Source organism: Variovorax boronicumulans (assembly GCF_030812215.1).
GTDB classification, from domain to species: Bacteria; Pseudomonadota; Gammaproteobacteria; order Burkholderiales; family Burkholderiaceae_C; genus Variovorax; species Variovorax boronicumulans_C.
This window is the reverse complement of record NZ_JAUSSG010000010.1, coordinates 228,283-245,908: the sequence shown is the minus strand read 5'-3', so window position 1 is coordinate 245,908 and position 17,626 is coordinate 228,283. Positions and strand designations below refer to the sequence as shown.

At 64.0% G+C, this 17,626-nt stretch carries 19 protein-coding genes; 10 read left to right on the top strand and 9 right to left on the bottom strand.

Features of this window, described 5'->3' with window-relative positions; genetic code table 11:
- Window positions 1-27: 27 nt before the first annotated feature.
- Complete coding sequence (locus J2W23_RS25335) at window positions 28-780, bottom strand: hypothetical protein (protein WP_307650706.1); 753 nt, start codon at window positions 778-780, stop codon at window positions 28-30.
- Window positions 781-852: 72 nt separating this feature from the next.
- Window positions 853-2,088: a GNAT family N-acetyltransferase gene (locus J2W23_RS25330; protein WP_307650705.1), complete on the bottom strand. Its 1,236-nt coding sequence runs from the start codon at window positions 2,086-2,088 to the stop codon at window positions 853-855.
- 19 nt (window positions 2,089-2,107) lie between these two features.
- Between J2W23_RS25330 and J2W23_RS25325 the strand changes: the two genes are divergently transcribed.
- Together J2W23_RS25325 and J2W23_RS25320 are read left to right on the top strand one after the other, a co-directional pair.
- Window positions 2,108-3,805, top strand: coding sequence for an NAD+ synthase (locus tag J2W23_RS25325; protein WP_307650704.1), 1,698 nt, complete (start codon window positions 2,108-2,110; stop codon window positions 3,803-3,805).
- Window positions 3,802-4,140 carry a P-II family nitrogen regulator gene (locus J2W23_RS25320; RefSeq protein ID WP_013540975.1) on the top strand — a complete coding sequence of 113 codons (339 nt, stop codon included), beginning with the start codon at window positions 3,802-3,804 and terminating at the stop codon, window positions 4,138-4,140. Before J2W23_RS25325 ends, J2W23_RS25320 begins: the two co-directional genes overlap by 4 nt.
- Window positions 4,141-4,185: 45 nt before the next feature.
- Here the strand turns inward: J2W23_RS25320 and J2W23_RS25315 are convergent, their stop codons facing one another.
- The 6 genes from J2W23_RS25315 to J2W23_RS25290 are packed head-to-tail and all read right to left on the bottom strand — an operon-like array spanning window position 4,186 to window position 7,622.
- The gene (locus tag J2W23_RS25315) at window positions 4,186-4,776 is read right to left on the bottom strand and encodes an LOG family protein (protein WP_307650703.1); all 591 of its coding nucleotides are present in this window, start codon (window positions 4,774-4,776) and stop codon (window positions 4,186-4,188) included.
- 31 nt (window positions 4,777-4,807) lie between these two features.
- Entirely contained in the window at window positions 4,808-5,215 is a 408-nt protein-coding gene (locus J2W23_RS25310) for a diacylglycerol kinase (protein ID WP_042576733.1), read from the bottom strand.
- A complete protein-coding gene (locus J2W23_RS25305) occupies window positions 5,212-5,778 on the bottom strand; it encodes an RDD family protein (RefSeq protein WP_307650702.1) in 567 nt (188 codons plus the stop codon). Before J2W23_RS25305 ends, J2W23_RS25310 begins: the two co-directional genes overlap by 4 nt.
- Before the next feature lie 13 nt (window positions 5,779-5,791).
- Window positions 5,792-6,622: a DUF3106 domain-containing protein gene (locus tag J2W23_RS25300; RefSeq protein WP_307650701.1), complete on the bottom strand. Its 831-nt coding sequence runs from the start codon at window positions 6,620-6,622 to the stop codon at window positions 5,792-5,794.
- A gap of 14 nt (window positions 6,623-6,636) precedes the next feature.
- Window positions 6,637-7,059, bottom strand: coding sequence for a DUF3619 family protein (locus J2W23_RS25295; RefSeq protein ID WP_307650700.1), 423 nt, complete (start codon window positions 7,057-7,059; stop codon window positions 6,637-6,639).
- A complete protein-coding gene (locus tag J2W23_RS25290) occupies window positions 7,056-7,622 on the bottom strand; it encodes an RNA polymerase sigma factor (protein ID WP_013540981.1) in 567 nt (188 codons plus the stop codon). The genes J2W23_RS25295 and J2W23_RS25290 overlap by 4 nt, the downstream gene beginning before the upstream one ends.
- Window positions 7,623-7,907: 285 nt before the next feature.
- Between J2W23_RS25290 and J2W23_RS25285 the strand changes: the two genes are divergently transcribed.
- The 7 genes from J2W23_RS25285 (at window position 7,908) to J2W23_RS25255 (ending at window position 16,259) form a co-directional block, all read left to right on the top strand.
- Window positions 7,908-9,692 carry an acetolactate synthase 3 catalytic subunit gene (locus J2W23_RS25285; RefSeq protein ID WP_013540982.1) on the top strand — a complete coding sequence of 595 codons (1,785 nt, stop codon included), beginning with the start codon at window positions 7,908-7,910 and terminating at the stop codon, window positions 9,690-9,692.
- Between the two features lie 109 nt (window positions 9,693-9,801).
- The gene (ilvN, locus tag J2W23_RS25280) at window positions 9,802-10,293 is read left to right on the top strand and encodes an acetolactate synthase small subunit (RefSeq protein ID WP_013540983.1); all 492 of its coding nucleotides are present in this window, start codon (window positions 9,802-9,804) and stop codon (window positions 10,291-10,293) included.
- A gap of 55 nt (window positions 10,294-10,348) precedes the next feature.
- On the top strand, window positions 10,349-10,621 hold the full coding sequence (locus J2W23_RS25275; protein ID WP_013540984.1) for a DUF4282 domain-containing protein: 273 nt from the start codon (window positions 10,349-10,351) through the stop codon (window positions 10,619-10,621).
- Between the two features lie 54 nt (window positions 10,622-10,675).
- Window positions 10,676-11,692, top strand: a complete 1,017-nt coding sequence (ilvC, locus tag J2W23_RS25270; protein WP_042579952.1) for a ketol-acid reductoisomerase — start codon at window positions 10,676-10,678, stop codon at window positions 11,690-11,692.
- A gap of 189 nt (window positions 11,693-11,881) precedes the next feature.
- Window positions 11,882-12,706, top strand: coding sequence for a CDP-diacylglycerol--serine O-phosphatidyltransferase (gene pssA / locus J2W23_RS25265; RefSeq protein WP_093432073.1), 825 nt, complete (start codon window positions 11,882-11,884; stop codon window positions 12,704-12,706).
- 185 nt (window positions 12,707-12,891) lie between these two features.
- Window positions 12,892-14,595, top strand: a complete 1,704-nt coding sequence (leuA, locus tag J2W23_RS25260) for a 2-isopropylmalate synthase (protein WP_176657095.1) — start codon at window positions 12,892-12,894, stop codon at window positions 14,593-14,595.
- Between the two features lie 125 nt (window positions 14,596-14,720).
- Complete coding sequence (locus J2W23_RS25255; RefSeq protein WP_176657096.1) at window positions 14,721-16,259, top strand: 2-isopropylmalate synthase; 1,539 nt, start codon at window positions 14,721-14,723, stop codon at window positions 16,257-16,259.
- Here J2W23_RS25255 and J2W23_RS25250 read toward each other — a convergent pair.
- Window positions 16,256-16,564 (bottom strand): hypothetical protein, encoded by a 309-nt coding sequence (locus J2W23_RS25250; RefSeq protein WP_307650699.1) that lies wholly within the window; start codon window positions 16,562-16,564, stop codon window positions 16,256-16,258. The two genes, J2W23_RS25255 and J2W23_RS25250, sit on opposite strands and share 4 nt — an antisense overlap.
- Between J2W23_RS25250 and J2W23_RS25245 the strand changes: the two genes are divergently transcribed.
- Window positions 16,548-17,561: a serine hydrolase gene (locus J2W23_RS25245; protein ID WP_307650698.1), complete on the top strand. Its 1,014-nt coding sequence runs from the start codon at window positions 16,548-16,550 to the stop codon at window positions 17,559-17,561. The two genes, J2W23_RS25250 and J2W23_RS25245, sit on opposite strands and share 17 nt — an antisense overlap.
- The last annotated feature ends 65 nt before the right edge of the window (window positions 17,562-17,626 follow it).

Sequence of the window (17,626 nt, the reverse complement as noted above, 5' to 3'; positions counted from 1 at the left end):
TCCCTTTTTTTCTTTTGGTGAAGGCGATCAGGCCCGCGTGGCACCCTCGGCCAGCCGCATCCACTCGCGATTGACGGACCGTGCGTGCGAATTCCAATGGCGAGCAGATTGCTGGAGCTCGTTCCAGTGGCGCTGTGCGCCATTGGTGTCGCCCTGCTCGGCCAGCCACGCGATGTAGCGGGCGCGGATCTCGACGGTGTTGTACTGGCTCAGCGCGGCCTCGAAGGCCTCGCGTGCTTCCGCCTGGCGGCCATCGGCGGCGAGCGCGCGAGCGGTGAGCACTGCGACCTCGTCCTTGCGGTAGTCGTCACGTGCGGTGCGCAGGGCCTGGAGTGCCTGCAGCGCTTCGCGACCCGAAGCAGCACCGCCTGCGGCGAGCAACGCGCTGGCCAGGCCGAACTGCAGTTCGGGGTCCGAGGAGAGCGGGCCTTTCAGTGCGTCGCGGTAGTGCCCGACCGCATCGGCAGCCTGGCCCTTGTCGAGAGCGGCCTTCGCGAGGCGCAGCTTGTTCTGGGCTGTAGGGGCGAGGTCGTAGGCTTCGGTAGCTGCGCGGTACTCGCGCTCGGGGTCGATGAAGCCGATGGCGGCAGTGGCCACCTTCCCTGCGGTGCGCTGCATTCGCGAGGCGGGCAGGTACTCGACTACGAAATACACCACGCTGCCCAGCAGCGGGAAGCTGAACAGGATGATGAGCCAGTAGATCTGCTTGCCGTGGCGCATGGCATGCACGGCGAAGAACAGCGCGATGAGGACGTGCAGTCCCAGTCCGATGAATGGCATCGAAATCCCTCCTTGTTGTCTGAATATTGGGCGCTTTTATAGCAGCCCGGGGAGGCAATTCGGAGGCCCCGATCAGCCGGCCTTGAACGGGCTGCGCTCGCCCAGGTGGTCCATGTAGTTCTCGATGCCGGCCCCTTCGCGTTCGAGGAAGCGCTCGACCGCATCCGAGAACGCCGGGTGCGCCAGCCAGTGGGCGCTGGTGGTCTTCACTGGCATCAGCGCGCGCGCCATCTTGTGCTCGCCCTGCGCACCGCCCTCGAAGCGCTTGGCGCCGTGTTCGATGCACCAGGCAAGGGGCTGGTAGTAGCAGGCCTCGAAGTGCAGGCAGTCGACGCGCTCCAGCGCGCCCCAGTAGCGGCCGTATGCCACGAGAGGTTCGTCCGGCTGCGTGGAGAGCGCGATCAGGCTCGTCGCCATGGGCTTGCCGTTGCGCTCGGCGACGAACAGCAGCCAGGCCTCGGGCAGGGTGTCGGCCATGCGCTGGAAGAAATCGCGTGTGAGATAGGGCGGGTTGCCGTGCTCGCGGTAGGTGCGCTCGTAGCAGCGGTAGAAGAAATCCCAGTCGGCCTTGGAGATGTCCTTGCCGCGCGACCAGCGGAAGCTCACGCCGGCGTCGGCGACCTTGCGGCGCTCCTGGCGGATCTTCTTGCGCTTGTCGTGGGCGAGGCTGGCGAGGAAGGTGTCGAAATCCGGATAGCCGGTTTCGCCGCCGGGCCGCCCCAAGGCGAAACGCGCCCCCTCGGGGGGCAGCGAGGACACGTCAGTGCCGAGCGTGGGGGCCACATTCGTCCAATGGAACTGCACCGTATTGCGCAGCATCAGCCCGGCTTCGGTGCATGCGGCGATGTCGTCATCGGCACCGAAGAGCAGGTGCAGGGACGACAGTTCTTCCTGCTTGCACCACGCGACCAGTGCCTGCACCAGCAGCGTGCGGCTCTGCGCATCGCGCGCCAGGAGACGCGTGCCTGGCACCGGCGTGAACGGCACGGCGACGACGGCCTTGGGGTAGTAGGCGGGCCCGTGCTGCTCGTACGCATTCGCCCAGGCCCAGTCGAAGACGTACTCGCCGTAGGAATGGTCCTTGATGTAGACCGGGCAGGCGGCTTCGAGCTGCTTGCCGCGCCAGAGCGTGAGGAACTGCGCCGTCCATCCGCTCGCTGGCGATGCGCTGTCGCTTTCGTGCAGTGCCGCGAGGTATTCGTGGCGCATGAAAGGCGAGGGCTCGGCCTGCGCGGCGAGCAGCGCGTTCCAGGCTTTCGGGCTCACGTCCGACGGCGACGCCAGAACCCGAATGACATAATCGTTCAAGCCTTTTTCTTCCTTCTGTATGACGCTCAAGCTCGCCATCGCGCAACTCAATTTTGTGGTGGGCGACGTTGTCGGCAACGCAAAAAAGATCGTCGATGCCGCACGCGAATCCCATGCACAGGGTGCGCGTTTGCTCCTGACGCCCGAACTCTCGATTGCCGGCTACGCAGCGGAGGACCTCTTCCTCCGTCCCGCATTCACCGAAGCCTGTGATGATGCCGTGAAAGGCATCGCCGCTGCGCTCGCCGACCTCAAAGACATGGTCGTGGTGGTGGGGCATCCCACCGGCGGCAGCCTTCGCAGCCGCTCCGTGGCAGTGCAGATGCGGCACAACGCGGCCAGCGTCATCAAGGAAGGCCGCATCCTGGAGACCTATGCCAAGCGCGAGCTGCCGAACTATCAGGTGTTCGACGAGCGCCGCTATTTCACGCCGGGGCAGGGCACTTGCGTGTTCGAGGCGGGCGGGGTTTCCGTCGGGCTCTTGATCTGCGAGGACGCGTGGTTCGACCAGCCGGCCGAGCTGGCGCGGGAAGCTGGTGCCGAGGTGCTCGCCGTGATCAACGCTTCGCCGTACCACGTGGGTAAGGAGGGCGAGCGCGTGGCACGCATGGCCGATCGTGCGCGTGCCGTGAGGTTGCCGCTGGTCTATGCGCACCTGGTCGGTGGGCAGGATGAAGTGGTGTTCGATGGGGCTTCCTTCGCGCTGCAGGCTGACGGCGCGCTCGCGATGCAGGCCGAGAGCTTCCAGGAGAAGTTGGTCTTTGTGCAGTGCGGGCGCGCACCTCAAGGTGGCGTCGGCTTCGTGGCGGAGCCCGGTGCGGTGGCGGCCCCGCGCGATGCCGAAGCGCAGCTGTGGGATGCCCTCGTGCTCGGCGTGCGCGACTACATCGGCAAGAACGGCTTTCCGGGCGCCATCCTGGGGCTCTCGGGCGGCATCGACTCCGCATTGGTGCTCGCGATTGCCGTCGATGCACTCGGTAAGGACAAGGTGCGGGCGGTGATGATGCCTTCGCCTTACACCGCCGACATCAGCTGGATCGATGCGCGAGAGATGGCGAGCCGTCTTGGCGTGCGCTACGACGAGATTTCGATCGAGCACACCTTCGAATCCTTCAAGGGCGCCTTGGCCGAGGAGTTCGAAGGCCTGGCCGAGGACACGGCCGAGGAAAACATCCAGGCCCGCATCCGCGGCACGCTGCTGATGGCCTTGTCGAACAAGTTCGGCTCGATCGTGCTCACCACCGGCAACAAAAGCGAAATGGCCACCGGCTATTGCACGCTCTACGGCGACATGGCGGGCGGCTTCGCTGTCATCAAGGACCTGCTCAAGACCACGGTGTTCGCGCTCGCGCGCTGGCGCAATGCCCACGACCCGTACGGCACCGGCACCGAGCCGATTCCCGAGCGGATCATCACGCGGCCCCCGAGCGCCGAGCTTCGGCCCGACCAGACCGACCAGGACAGCCTGCCGCCCTACGACATCCTCGATGGCATCCTGGCACGTTACATGCAGGATGACGAGGGCATCGACGAGATCATTGCCGCGGGCTACGAACGCGCGGTGGTCGAGCGGGTTGCACGGCTCATCAAGGTCAATGAATACAAACGGCGCCAGGCGCCGGTAGGAATCCGGGTCACCCACCGCAGCTTCGGCAAGGATTGGCGTTACCCTATCACCAGCAAATTCAACGAAACCGCCGGAGCACGAAAACCATGAAGCAGATCACCGCCATCGTCAAACCCTTCAAGCTCGAGGACGTGCGCGAGGCCTTGGCCGAAGTGGGCGTCACCGGCCTGACCGTGACCGAGGTCAAGGGCTTCGGCCGCCAGAAGGGCCATACCGAGCTCTACCGCGGTGCCGAGTACGTGGTCGACTTTCTGCCCAAGATGAAGGTCGAAGTGGTCGTCAACGAGGGCGACGTGGAGCGCTGCATCGAGGCCATCGTCAATTCGGCGCGCACCGGGAAGATCGGCGACGGCAAGATCTTCGTCACTGCCGTCGAGCGCATCGTGCGCATCCGGACTGGCGAAGAGAACGAGAACGCTGTCTAAGCAAAAAAGCCCCATCGAGCGGGGCTTTTTCTTTGGAGACGGGCGTCAGAGGTTTTCCGACAGCCTGTCTTCGCGAGGATGGAGCGGCGCTTCGGCGCGCAGCGCAGTGAGCAGTTCGGTGGCGTCGGTGCCGGTGCGGATCAACTGCATCTGCCAGTCGCCCATGAAGCCCTCGCGCACGCTGTGCGCAAGAAAATCGAGCAGCTTGTCGTAGTAGCCGGCGGTGTTGAGAATGCCGGTCGGCTTGTCGTGGTAACCAAGCTGGCGCCAGGTCCAGATCTCGAACAGTTCCTCGAAGGTGCCAATGCCGCCCGGGAGGGCGATGAAGGCATCGGCGCGCTCGCCCATCATGGCCTTGCGCTCGTGCATGGTGTCCACCACGTGCAGTTCGTCGCAGAGGGGGTTGGCCAGTTCCTTGTCGACCAGGGCCTTGGGGATGATGCCGACGACGCGGCCGCCGGCCAGACGGGTGGCTTCGGCCACCGTGCCCATCAGGCCGGTGCGGCCGCCACCGTAGACCAGTTGGCCGCCATGCTGGCCGATCCATTGGCCGACCGCCTTGGCGGCCTCGGAAAACTCGGGACGCTCGCCGGGGCGCGAGCCGCAATACACACAGATCGAAAATTCAGGATTCATCCCGCCATCATGCCTCGGGATCCGGGCCCGCTCATGACACGAAGCGCGCCCACAATGCCGCCGCCCAGATGCCACCGCACAGGGTGAGCGAGAGCAGCACTGCGGCGCTGCCCATGTCCTTGGCGCGCTTGGAGAGGTCGTGCCATTCGGGGCCGATGCGGTCGATGGCGGCCTCGACCGCGGTGTTGAGCAGCTCCACGATCATCACCAGGATCGCGCTGCCGGCGAGCAGCGCCACCTCGACCCAGCTGCGCCCGAGCCAGAAGGCGGCCGGGATCATCACGATCGACAGGATCGCTTCCTGCCGGAAGGCGGGCTCGCTCCAGCCGGCGCGAAGCCCGTGCAGCGAGATCAGCGTGGCATGAAAGACGCGCTCGAAGCCCTTGCGGGCCTTCTGCGGATTGACGGCGGGGTCGGGAAGCTCGGGCAGGGCACTCATCGGCGGCTCATGGGCTTGGAGGTGATGAGCCGCGTACCGGCCCAGGCGTCGTGCCAGAACTGGCGATCGGGGTGAAAACGGGCAAGCACGGCCCAGACGGCGACCCAGCCGAAGATCAGGACGGTCGATTCGCCGCCAGACAGCTTGAAAGGCGCGATCGCGGCGAGCGGTGGCAGGAACCAGATCCAGCTCAGAAGGTAGCGAGCCAGGGCTCGGCCCTGGCTGACGGGCTGGCCGCGGACGTCGACGATGCGGATGTTCCAGGTCTTCATCGCGAGCGTCTGGCCCTTTGCCCAGAACCAGACGAAGTACACGCCGAACACCACGAAGAGGAACGCCTGGAACAGGTGCCGACGCGAATCCATGGCGTCGCGCATCTGGCCCAGCGTGCTGAACAGCCAGCCCGAGACGAACACGACCGCGAACAGCAGCATGCCTTCGTAGAGCCAGCAGGCCATCCGGCGCCAGAGGCCGGGCACTATGGAAGGAGGGGCGCTGGTTTCCGAGGAAGCCGGCGAGGCGGGCTGATCGGGCCCCGAAGCCTCGGGAGAACTGGAAACCATCGAAGCCTTGGTGTCAGGGGGCGGAGGGTGGGGGCTCGGCCGCGGCCGGCGCCGGAACCTGGGCCTCGGCAGGAACCGGTGGCGAAGTGACGTTGGCGGGTGCAGGCGCCGCAGTGGGCGCAATGCTTGCGGCAGCAGGCGTCCGCTCCAGCGGGGTCGTCACCAGGATGGCCGAGGGCATGGACGGCGGGGTTGGCGGCGGTGCCAGCACGATGCGGGGCGTGTGCTGGCCGGGCGGCGTGACAGCTGGCACCGGCACCAGCTTTTGCGACGAGACAGGACGCACCGGAATGGCTGCGCCACGCGGCTTGGCCGGCGCACGCTCGGCGAGCTTGCGCTTTTCTTCCTCGCTCAGGGCCTGGTACTGCTCCCACTTGGCCTTGCGTTCGTCGGCCGGCACGCGCTTGACTTCGGCGAAGTTCAGGCGCGCCTGGGCCCGCTGCTGATTGCTCAGGGCGGCCCATTCGATCATGCGGCTGTGCAGGGTGACTTGATCATCCGCCGACATGTTCGCGAAGTTTCGTGACAGTGCCAGCCATTTGCGCTTCTGCCCGGTGTTCATCGTGGTCCAGTGCGAGACCAGGGGCTTGAGGGCTTGCTGCTGTTCGGCGGTGAGCTCGCTCCAGAGCGGCTTGGTCGCGGGAACTGCCTTGACGGCGCCGGCCGACGCGGAGCTCGCGGCACTCGTCTGCCCGGCTCTGTTGACCTCGGAGGGTGGCTGGGCAGAGGCCAGCGTCAGGCCGAAGGCGGCGACAGCGAGCGCACCCGCCCAAACGAATGCGCCCGTCGTGAGCGGGCGCAAGGGGCGGTGGGTGTTCGCGCTGGAATTGGAACGGCGTCGCATTCGGTCGGAGAGGGTCAGTCGGAGGCGCCGTCGGCCTTCAGGAATTGGGCGAAGCCCGGGTCGGTGTAGGCGGCCGGAGGCAGATCGCCGGTGAGGAGCGCGGAATCGACTTCGGCCAGCTCGCTGACGCGGTCGTCGTCCTGCATCACGCTGATGGTGATGAGGCCGGCCACGAGGGCGATCAGCGGCACCACCGACCCGATGCGGGTCCACCAGCCACCGCCGAGCGTGAGCGCGTGGCCGGACTGCACCACTTCAGGCGCAGTCCGCAATTGCGGAGCTTGCTTGCGCGCGGCCACGGCCTGCGCACGCGCAACGCGCAGCCGCTCGCCAATGTCGTGAGACAGCTCCTGGTTGCCGTCAGACAACCGGGCAGCCAGACGCTGACCGAACTGATCTTCGGCGGCGTTAGAAGAAGTTGGAACCTTAGTGTTCATAGCGATATTCCCTTGGCCTTGAGCGCCTTGCTCAGAGCGTGGACGGCTCGCGAGCAATGGGTTTTGACGCTGCCCTCGGAGCAGCCCATCGCGGCGGCCGTCTCTGCAACGTCCATTTCCTCCCAGTAACGCATCAGGAAAGCCTCGCGTTGACGGCCCGGCAATGCGGCGATCTGTTCCTCGATCTCGTGGAAGACCTGGGCGCGGCGGGTGGTGTCTTCGGCGCTTTCCGTTTCTCTGGAGTCGGTTGGCGAGACGAAGTTCTCCAGAAGGTCAAAATCCCCGTCGTCGTCGACCGAGTCGAAGTCACTCAGGTTCGAGAACAGCGCGCGCCGGGTTTTCTGGCGGCGGAACCAGTCGAGGGTGCAGTTCGACAGGATGCGCTGGAACAGCATCGGCAGTTCGTTGGCCGGCTTGTCGCCATAGTGCTGCGCCAGCTTCATCATGCTGTCCTGCACGATGTCGAGTGCCGCTTCTTCGTCCCGCACGTGGTAGACCGAGCGCTTGAAAGCGCGTCGTTCGACGCTTTTCAGGAAGTCGGAGAGTTCTTGTTCAGTGGCCAAGCGAGAGGGGGCGCGCAAAGGCGCGCCGCGTGGGAAGGGATGTCTAGCGAACGCGTATGTTTTCCGCCGCGGATTATGCCCCGATGCCTTTACAAGCCGCCTGAAGCGAATCTGAACCGCCGTGTAATGTCATAATCCGCCCTGCAAGTCAAAAGGCAAACGGGTCAAGGTCCGGCGGAACATCAGTCCGCTCATGGCTATGGCCTCAAGTCCTGGCGCGACCCCACAAGGGTTGGCAAGGGGCACCCAAGGTTTTTCGTTCCCGAAAAAACACAAAGGTTGATCATGGAAATCTCGAAGGCGGAGATCATCTCCGCAGCGGCCGCGTCCTCTGGCGCCGGCAACCCAACGCAAGAACTCATGGGCGCTGAAGTGCTGGTCAAGGCACTGCAGGCCGAAGGCGTCCAGTACATCTGGGGCTACCCCGGCGGCGCGGTTCTGTACATCTACGACGCGTTCTACAAGCAGGACACCATCCAGCATGTGCTGGTGCGCCACGAGCAGGCCGCCGTGCACGCAGCCGATGGCTATGCGCGCGCTACCGGCGAGGTCGGCGTGGCACTGGTCACCTCCGGCCCCGGCCTGACCAACGCGGTCACCGGCATCGCCACGGCGTATATGGACTCCATCCCGATGGTGATCATCTCGGGCCAGGTTCCCACAGCTGCCATTGGCCTGGATGCCTTCCAGGAATGCGACACGGTCGGCATCACTCGCCCCATCGTCAAGCACAACTTCCTCGTCAAGGATCCCAAGGATCTGGCCATGACGATGAAGAAGGCCTTCCACATTGCACGCAGCGGCCGTCCCGGCCCCGTGGTCGTGGACGTGCCCAAGGACGTTTCCTTCAAGAAAACGCCCTACGCCGGCTATCCCGACAAGGTCGAGATGCGTTCGTACAACCCGGTGCGCAAGGGCCACGGCGGGCAGATCCGCAAGGCGCTGCAGTTGTTGCTGGCGGCCAAGCGCCCCTACATCTACACCGGTGGCGGTGTGCTCCTGGGCAACGCCTGCAACGAACTGCGCACGCTGGTCGACATGCTCGGCTACCCGGTCACCAACACACTGATGGGCCTGGGCGCCTACCCGGCGAGCGACCGCAAGTTCCTCGGCATGCTGGGCATGCACGGCACCATCGAAGCCAACAACGCGATGCAGAACTGTGACGTGCTGCTGGCCGTGGGTGCGCGCTTCGACGACCGAGTGATCGGCAACCCCAAGCACTTCGCGACGAACGAACGCAAGATCATCCACGTCGACATCGACCCGTCGAGCATCTCCAAGCGCGTGAAGGTCGACATCCCGATCGTTGGCGACGTGAAGGACGTGCTCACCGAACTGATCTCGATGATCCGCGAGAGCACGACCAAGCCCGATGCCGGTGCGCTGGCCGACTGGTGGAAGACCATCGAGGCCTGGCGCTCGCGCGACTGCCTCAAGTACGACCGCGGCAACAAGGACGTGATCAAGCCACAGTACGTGGTCGAGACGCTCTGGAACATGACCAAGGATGCTGACGCGTACATCACGTCGGACGTGGGCCAGCACCAGATGTGGGCCGCCCAGTACTACCGCTTCGACGAGCCACGCCGCTGGATCAACTCTGGCGGCCTGGGCACCATGGGCGTGGGCATTCCCTACGCCATGGGGATCAAGCTCGCGAAGCCCGATTCGGAAGTGTTCACCATCACCGGCGAAGGCTCGGTACAGATGTGCATCCAGGAACTCTCCACCTGCCTGCAATACAACACGCCGATCAAGATCTGCTCGCTCAACAACCGCTATCTGGGCATGGTGCGCCAGTGGCAGGAGATCGAATACTCCGGTCGCTACAGCCACAGCTACATGGATGCATTGCCGAACTTCGTGAAGCTTGCCGAGGCCTATGGTCACGTCGGCATGCTGATCGAGCGTCCACAAGACGTGGAGCCCGCGCTGCGTGAAGCGCGCAAGCTCAAGGACCGCACGGTGTTCATGGACTTCCGTACCGACCCCACTGAGAACGTGTTTCCGATGGTGAAGGCCGGCATGGGCATCACCGAGATGCTGTTGGGCTCCGAAGACCTCTGAGCGGTCTGCGGCGCATTCGCTTTAACTCTTTACTGACGAATCTATTGTCCGCCGAGCCCGCGCATTACCGTGCACGGGGGAGGGCGGCGAAAAGAGGAGTCACGCAAACATGAAACACATCATTGCAGTGCTGCTGGAAAACGAGCCGGGTGCTCTTTCCCGCGTGGTGGGCCTGTTCTCGGCCCGTGGCTACAACATCGAATCGCTGACCGTCGCGCCGACCGAGGATGCCAGCCTCTCGCGCATGACCATCGTCACGACCGGTTCGGACGACGTGATCGAGCAGATCACCAAGCACTTGAACCGCCTGATCGAGGTCGTGAAGGTCGTCGACCTGACCGAAGGCGCCTACACCGAGCGCGAGCTCATGATGGTCAAGGTGCGCGCGGTGGGCAAGGAGCGGGAAGAAATGATGCGCATGGCCGAGATTTTCCGCGGCCGCATCATTGACGTCACCGACAAGAGCTACACCATCGAACTCACCGGCGATCACGGCAAAAACGACGCTTTTTTGGAAGCGATCGACCGTAGCGCTATCCTCGAGACTGTCCGCACCGGTGCCAGCGGCATCGGGCGCGGCGAGCGCATCCTGCGCGTGTAGGGGGTGAAGATCCCCTCAGTTTCATCGTTTATCAACACGACATGAGGAGAAGGTAATGCAACAGTTGTTGGGCTTCGACAAAATGGTGACCCCCATCATCATCCGGATAGTCTATTTTCTCGGACTGCTGGTGGTATTGATTACCGGGGTCGCGACGCTTTTCAGCGGCGGCCTCCGAGGGGTTCTTACCGGCCTCGCCATTTTGGTTTTCGGCGCGATCATGGTTCGCGTCTACAGCGAATTGCTGATCCTGCTGTTCCGCATTCACGACAACCTCGTGTCCATCAACCAGCAAATGAAGGACCGGAATCCCTCCGGCCAACTGTGAGTGAACGCACCCCCGCTTGAGGGGGTGCTCGAGATTAATTAGGAAAGACGCATCATGAAGGTTTACTACGACAAGGACGCCGACCTCAGCCTCATCAAGGGCAAGACGGTCGCAATCATCGGTTACGGGTCGCAAGGTCATGCGCACGCGCAGAACCTGAACGACAGCGGCGTCAAGGTCGTGGTCGGCCTGCGCAAGGGTGGCGCTTCGTGGGACAAGGTCGGCAAGGCTGGCCTGCAGGTCGCCGAAGTGGCCGACGCGGTGAAGTCCGCCGACGTCGTCATGATCCTGCTGCCCGACGAGCAGATCGCCAACGTCTACAAGAACGACGTGGCCCCGCATATCAAGGAAGGCGCCTCGCTCGTCTTCGCACACGGTTTCAACGTGCACTACGGCTTCGTGCAGCCGCGCGCCGACCTGGACGTGTGGATGGTCGCCCCCAAGGCTCCGGGCCACACCGTGCGCAGCACCTACACGCAAGGCGGCGGCGTGCCCCACCTCGTGGCCGTGCACCAGGACAAGACCGGCAAGGCGCGTGACCTCGCGCTGAGCTACGCCACCGCCAACGGCGGCGGCAAGGCCGGCATCATCGAGACCAACTTCCGCGAAGAAACCGAGACCGACCTGTTCGGCGAGCAAGCGGTTCTGTGCGGCGGCACGGTCGAGCTGATCAAGGCCGGTTTCGAAACGCTGGTGGAAGCCGGCTACGCGCCCGAAATGGCGTACTTCGAATGCCTGCACGAACTCAAGCTGATCGTCGACCTGATCTATGAAGGCGGCATCGCCAACATGAACTACTCGATCTCGAACAACGCCGAGTACGGCGAGTACGTCACGGGCCCGCGCATCGTGACCGACGAGACCAAGAAGGTCATGAAGCAAGTGCTGCGCGACATCCAGACCGGCGAATACGCCAAGAGCTTCGTGCTCGAAGCCGCTGCCGGCCAGCCCGCGCTGATCAGCCGCCGTCGCTTGAATGCGGAGCATCAGATCGAAGTCGTCGGCGAAAAGCTGCGCGCGATGATGCCCTGGATCAAGAAGAACAAGCTGGTCGACCAGACCCGCAACTGATCTGGAAATCAGAAACCGGAAGGGGTGCTCGGCACTCTTTTCCCAAGGGCCACCCGTTGCGGTGGCCCTTTTGTTTGCCGGGGGCGCAGCGCCCCTGAACTACACTGCGAACCATGCGACTTACAGATCAAAACGCTATCGAATGGATAGCTGCTCGCGCAGTGCCCATGAGGGACGGAGGCAACTTCAATGCATGACGACACGCTCCCCGACGATGTGCAGCCGCGCAAGCGTCGCAAGGGCATCTACATCCTGCCGAACCTGTTCACGCTGGCGGCGTTGTTCGGCGGCTTCTACTCGGTCGTGATGGCCATGAACGCGCGCTTCGACCTCGCGGCGCTCGGCGTGTTCGCCGCGATGATCCTCGACAGCCTGGACGGGCGCGTCGCACGCATGACCAACACGCAAAGCGCGTTCGGCGAGCAGATGGATTCGCTGTCCGACATGGTGTCGTTCGGCGCCGCGCCGGCGCTCATCGCCTACGAATGGTCCCTCAAGGGCCTGGGTCGCTGGGGCTGGATCGCGGCCTTCGTGTACTGCGCCTGCGCGGCCCTGCGCCTTGCGCGCTTCAACGTGAACACCGGCGTGGTCGACAAGCGCTGGTTCCAGGGGCTGCCGTCGCCCGCGGCCGCGGCGCTCGTGGCGGGCTTCATCTGGCTCGTGAACGAATGGGGCAAGCGGGGCGGCGAGGTGCTGTACCTCTCGTGGACGCAGATCACCTGGGTCACCTTTGCGTTCACGCTGTATGCCGGCCTCAGCATGGTCACCAACGCGCCGTTCTACAGCTTCAAGGACGTGCAGATGAAGAAGAGCGTGCCCTTCGTCGTGATCGTGCTCATTGCGCTGGGCATCGCGGTCATCAACATCCATCCGCCGACGGTGCTGTTCGGCCTCTTCGTGGCTTACGGTTTGAGCGGCTACGTGGTCTATGCGTGGCGCAGGGCCAAAGGGCAGCCGGTCAGCGTGATCAGCACCTCGACCGAGGAGCCCGACGAGCGGGGCTTGCATAACTGAATGTCGCTTGTGCTACATTCGCAACCCTCATGACCAAGATTTCGCTGCTGGCCCTACTAGCCCTCCCTCACGGGCGGAGACGGTAGCGCACGCGCAAATCCCTCACCACGGCCCGTTCGCACCAGCAACGGGCCGTTTGTTTTTGGGGTTGCTGGTTGATTACCAACCATCACAGAGAAATCGACATGCTCAAGCAACCTCAAGCCAAATACCGCGCATTCGCCCCGATCGGCCTCAAGGACCGCACCTGGCCCGATGCCGTGCTGACCAAGGCCCCGATCTGGCTGTCGACCGACCTGCGCGATGGCAACCAGGCTCTGGTCGAGCCCATGGACATTGCCCGCAAGATGCGCATGTTCGAGACCCTCGTGGCGATCGGTTTCAAGGAAATCGAAGTCGGCTTTCCCTCCGCATCGCAGGTCGAATTCGACTTCGTGCGCAAGCTCATCGAGGAAGACCGCATCCCCGATGATGTGACGATCCAGGTGCTGACGCAGGCACGCGATCACCTCATCGCCCGCACCTTCGAATCGCTGCAGGGCGCCCCGCGCGCCATCGTGCACCTCTACAACGCGGTAGCCCCGGTGATGCGTCGCGTAGTGCTCGGCATGGACGAAGACCAGATCGTCGAACTCGCCAGCAGCCACGCACGTATGTTCAACGACTTCGCCGCGAAGCAGCCGAACACGAAGTGGACCTTCCAGTACTCGCCAGAAATGTTCTCTGGCACCGACGTGGTCTTTTCCAAGCGCGTGGTCGATGCGGTCACCGAGGTCTGGGCGCCGACGCCCGAGCGCAAGTGCATCGTCAACCTGCCCACCACGGTCGAGCACTCCACGCCGAACATCTTCGCGGACATGATCGAGTGGATGCACCGCAACCTCGCGCGTCGCGATTCCATCGTCTTGTGCGTGCATCCGCACAACGACCGCGGCACCGGCACCGCCGCCGGCGAGCTGGCCTTGATGGCCGGCGCCGAGCGCATCGAAGGCTGCCTCTTCGGCAACGGCGAGCGAACCGGCAACCTCGACCTCGTGAACGTCGCGCTCAACCTCTACACGCAGGGCGTCTCGCCCGAACTGGACTTCTCGAACATCGACGAGATCCGCGCGACGGTCGAGCACTGCAACCAGATCCCCGTGCATCCGCGCCATCCCTACGTCGGCGACCTCGTCTACACCTCGTTCTCCGGCTCGCACCAGGACGCGATCAAGAAGGCCTTCGCCGCGCGCAAGGAAGGCGACATCTGGGACATGCCCTACCTCCCCATCGATCCGAAGGATGTGGGGCGCAGCTATGAGGCGGTGATCCGCGTGAACAGCCAGTCAGGCAAGGGCGGCATGGCCTATCTGCTCGAGAGCGAGTACGGCCTCGAGATGCCGCGCCGCCTGCAGATGGAATTCATGCAGACCGTGCAGCGCGTGATGGACGTCGCCGGCAAGGAACTCACGGCCGCCGACCTCTGGCAGCTCTTCGTGAGCGAGTACGGCATCGAGACCGCGCAGTCGCTGCAGCACCGCGTGATCGAGGAAGAAGGCGAGGGCGCCAATGCCTCCGTCATCCTGCGCGGCGACCTGCCCTGGGACGGTGAAACCCGCGCCATCGAAGGCCGCGGCAACGGTCCGATCGACGCCTTCACCCAAGCGCTGAGCAAGGCCACCGGCCATACGGTGCGCGTGATGGACTACCACCAGCATGCAATCGGCGCCGGCGCCGATGCGAAGTCGGTGGCTTACCTCGAGCTGCGCGTGGACGAGAGCCAGACGCTGTTCGGCGTCGGCATCGACGCGAACGTGATCACGGCGTCGCTGAAAGCCATCGTCTCGGGCGTGCAACGGGCGCGAACCCGGGGCGCGCACAGCGCACAATCGGTGGTTGAAGTCGCCTGAAGGCATGACCCCCACGCTCCCCGCACTGCGTGTCGTCGCTGCCCCCCGAGGGGGCCGCAGGCCGCCTTGGGAGCGGCCCGGCGTCGGCCTGATCGACGGCTGAATAAAACCCAAGGAGATTCACGATGGCTGACCAACTCATTATTTTCGACACCACCTTGCGCGACGGCGAGCAATCGCCCGGCGCCTCCATGACGCGCGACGAAAAGATGCGCATCGCCAAGCAGCTCGAAAGGCTGAAGGTCGACGTCATCGAGGCCGGTTTCCCGGCCAGCTCGAACGGCGACTTCGAGGCGGTCAAGGCGATTGCCAACGCCATCAAGGAATCGACCGTGTGCGGCCTGTCCCGGGCCAACGACCGCGACATCGGCCGCGCTGCGGAGGCCCTCAAGGGCGCCGCCCGCGGGCGCATCCACACCTTCATCGCGACCTCGCCGCTGCACATGGAAAAGAAGCTGCGCATGTCGCCCGACGAGGTGCATGAGCAGGCCAAGCTCGCCGTGCGGTTTGCGCGCAACCTCGTGGGCGACGTGGAGTTCAGCCCCGAAGACGGCTACCGCAGCGACCCGGACTTCCTGTGCCGCGTGCTCGAAACCGTGATCGCCGAGGGCGCTACCACCATCAACGTGCCCGACACCGTCGGCTACGCCATCCCCGAGCTCTATGGCAACTTCATCAAGATGCTGCGGGAGCGCGTTCCCAACAGCGACAAGGCGATCTGGTCGGTGCATTGCCATAACGACCTCGGCATGGCGGTGGCCAACTCGCTCGCCGGCGTGAAGATCGGCGGCGCGCGCCAGGTGGAGTGCACCATCAACGGCCTGGGCGAGCGCGCGGGCAACTGCTCGCTCGAAGAAGTGGTGATGGCGGTGAAGACACGCCGCGACTATTTCGGGCTTGACCTGAACATCGACACCCAGCACATCGTGGCCGCGAGCCGCATGGTGAGCCAGACCACCGGCTTCGTGGTGCAGCCCAACAAGGCTGTCGTGGGCGCCAATGCCTTTGCCCACGCCTCGGGCATCCACCAGGACGGCGTGCTCAAGGCCCGCGACACCTACGAGATCATGCGTGCGGAAGACGTGGGCTGGGCCGCGAACAAGATCGTGTTGGGCAAGCTCAGCGGCCGCAACGCATTCAAGCAGCGGCTGCAGGAGTTGGGCGTGACGATGGCCGGCGAGGCTGACATCAACGCCGCCTTCCTGCGCTTCAAGGAGCTGGCCGATCGCAAGTCCGAAATTTTTGACGAGGACATCCTGGCGCTCGTCAGCGCGGAAGAGCTGTCGAACGTTGACGAGCAGTTTGCATTTGTCTCTCTCTCCCAGCACAGCGAAACCGGCGAGCGCCCCCAGGCGAAAGTCGTCTTCACAGTCCAGGGCAAGGAAGTGACCGGAGAATCCGACGGCAATGGCCCGGTTGATGCTTCTCTGAAAGCCATCGAGTCGCATGTCAAGAGCGGCGCCGAGATGGTTCTTTACTCGGTGAATGCCATCAGTGGCTCGACAGAGAGCCAAGGTGAAGTTACAGTTCGGTTACAAAACGCAGGGCGGGTGGTCAATGGTGTGGGTGCAGACCCAGACATCGTGGTCGCTTCGGCGAAGGCTTATTTGAGTGCTCTCAATAAGTTACAGAGCCAAGCTGAGAGAGTTGCAGCGCAAGGTTAGGTTTTCAGGCGTTCCTTGGTATTCGAATGAAGAAGAGGATGCAAGTAACTGATATTGCGTGTCTTTTTTGAATTCGATACACTGCGGTCCTCGTTTGTCGCCGCTGGAGATTTATTAATGCCTGAAGCCCGTCTCCGCCGAGTTTCCAGCCAGCGGTTTCTGCCCGCATTCAAATTCATCGCCGTCGCGCTTTGCGCCACGGCGTTTTTGCTGCCTGGCGCCCAGGCTGCAAAGAAAGAAAAGCCAACGGCCGCCAAGACCTCCGTCGCCAAAAAGGCGAAGGGGCCCGTGCCGGTCGAAGTCAAGCGCAATGCGGCTTCCAGCAAGACGGTCGCCAAGCGAAGCGAAAAGGCTGAAAAAGTCGTTCGCGGCGGCCGCAACGTGGTGGCCACCATCCGCAAGAAGAATGGCAAGACCGTGGTGGCCGTCCAGCGCCGCTCGGTGGTGCGCGTCGAAACGCCGGCGCGCCAGTCCTTCGGCCAGATGGCCGGCCTGCACGGCACCGACGACGCACTCGACCTGAAGTCGAGCGTCGCCCTCGTGATCGACCAGGACACGCACGAAGTGCTTTTCAGCAAGAACGACCACGCCGTGCTGCCGATCGCCTCGCTCACCAAGCTGATGACCGGCTTGCTCATCAGCGAAGCCCATCTGCCGAACGACGAGCTGATCACCATCACGCAGGACGACGTCGATACCGAAAAGGGCAGCCGCTCGCGCCTGACCGTCGGCACGATGTTGTCTCGCGGCGAACTGCTGCATCTGGCGCTGATGTCGAGCGAAAACCGTGCGGCGCACGCGTTGGGCCGTACCTATCCGGGCGGCCTCACGACCTTCGTGAGCATCATGAATGCCAAGGCCAAGATGCTCGGCATGAAGGACACGCGCTACGTTGAGCCCACGGGCCTGTCGAGCCGCAACCAGTCGAGCGCGCAAGACCTGGCGCTGCTGGTCAATGCCGCCTACGCCGATGCCACGGTGCGCTCGCTTTCCACGTCGCCTGAATACCAGGTCGAGGTCGGCAACCGCGTGCTGCAGTTCAACACCACCAACCGACTCGTGAAGAGCCCCGATTGGGAAATCGGCGTGCAGAAGACCGGCTTCATCAACGAAGCTGGTCAGTGCCTCGTGATGCAGGCCAAGGTGGCTGGCCGCAAGCTGATCATGGTGTTCCTGGATTCGGCCGGCAAGTTCAGTCGTATCGCCGATGCCGAGCGCGTTCGCCGCTGGGTCGAGGCGACGCACGCCGTGCCGGGCTCACCGGCCGCTTCGCGCAGTGTGAGCTACCAGGTCGCAGGCTGAATCGCTGCAGCGCCGCGATAGCGGTCGACAAAAGTAAAGCGGGCCAAGAAGGCCCGCTTTGTCTT

Bases quoted from the DNA above. Each gene is read 5' to 3' on its own strand.
- leuA (WP_176657095.1), top strand. From the start codon at position 12,892: ATGCTCAAGCAACCTCAAGCCAAATACCGCGCATTCGCCCCGATCGGC.
- J2W23_RS25295 (WP_307650700.1), bottom strand. From the start codon at position 7,059: ATGAACACTAAGGTTCCAACTTCTTCTAACGCCGCCGAAGATCAGTTC.
- ilvC (WP_042579952.1), top strand. From the start codon at position 10,676: ATGAAGGTTTACTACGACAAGGACGCCGACCTCAGCCTCATCAAGGGC.
- J2W23_RS25315 (WP_307650703.1), bottom strand. From the start codon at position 4,776: ATGAATCCTGAATTTTCGATCTGTGTGTATTGCGGCTCGCGCCCCGGC.
- pssA (WP_093432073.1), top strand. From the start codon at position 11,882: ATGCATGACGACACGCTCCCCGACGATGTGCAGCCGCGCAAGCGTCGC.
- J2W23_RS25325 (WP_307650704.1), top strand. From the start codon at position 2,108: ATGACGCTCAAGCTCGCCATCGCGCAACTCAATTTTGTGGTGGGCGAC.
- J2W23_RS25285 (WP_013540982.1), top strand. From the start codon at position 7,908: ATGGAAATCTCGAAGGCGGAGATCATCTCCGCAGCGGCCGCGTCCTCT.
- J2W23_RS25255 (WP_176657096.1), top strand. From the start codon at position 14,721: ATGGCTGACCAACTCATTATTTTCGACACCACCTTGCGCGACGGCGAG.
- J2W23_RS25300 (WP_307650701.1), bottom strand. From the start codon at position 6,622: ATGCGACGCCGTTCCAATTCCAGCGCGAACACCCACCGCCCCTTGCGC.
- J2W23_RS25320 (WP_013540975.1), top strand. From the start codon at position 3,802: ATGAAGCAGATCACCGCCATCGTCAAACCCTTCAAGCTCGAGGACGTG.
- J2W23_RS25305 (WP_307650702.1), bottom strand. From the start codon at position 5,778: ATGGTTTCCAGTTCTCCCGAGGCTTCGGGGCCCGATCAGCCCGCCTCG.
- ilvN (WP_013540983.1), top strand. From the start codon at position 9,802: ATGAAACACATCATTGCAGTGCTGCTGGAAAACGAGCCGGGTGCTCTT.
- J2W23_RS25275 (WP_013540984.1), top strand. From the start codon at position 10,349: ATGCAACAGTTGTTGGGCTTCGACAAAATGGTGACCCCCATCATCATC.
- J2W23_RS25310 (WP_042576733.1), bottom strand. From the start codon at position 5,215: ATGAGTGCCCTGCCCGAGCTTCCCGACCCCGCCGTCAATCCGCAGAAG.
- J2W23_RS25335 (WP_307650706.1), bottom strand. From the start codon at position 780: ATGCCATTCATCGGACTGGGACTGCACGTCCTCATCGCGCTGTTCTTC.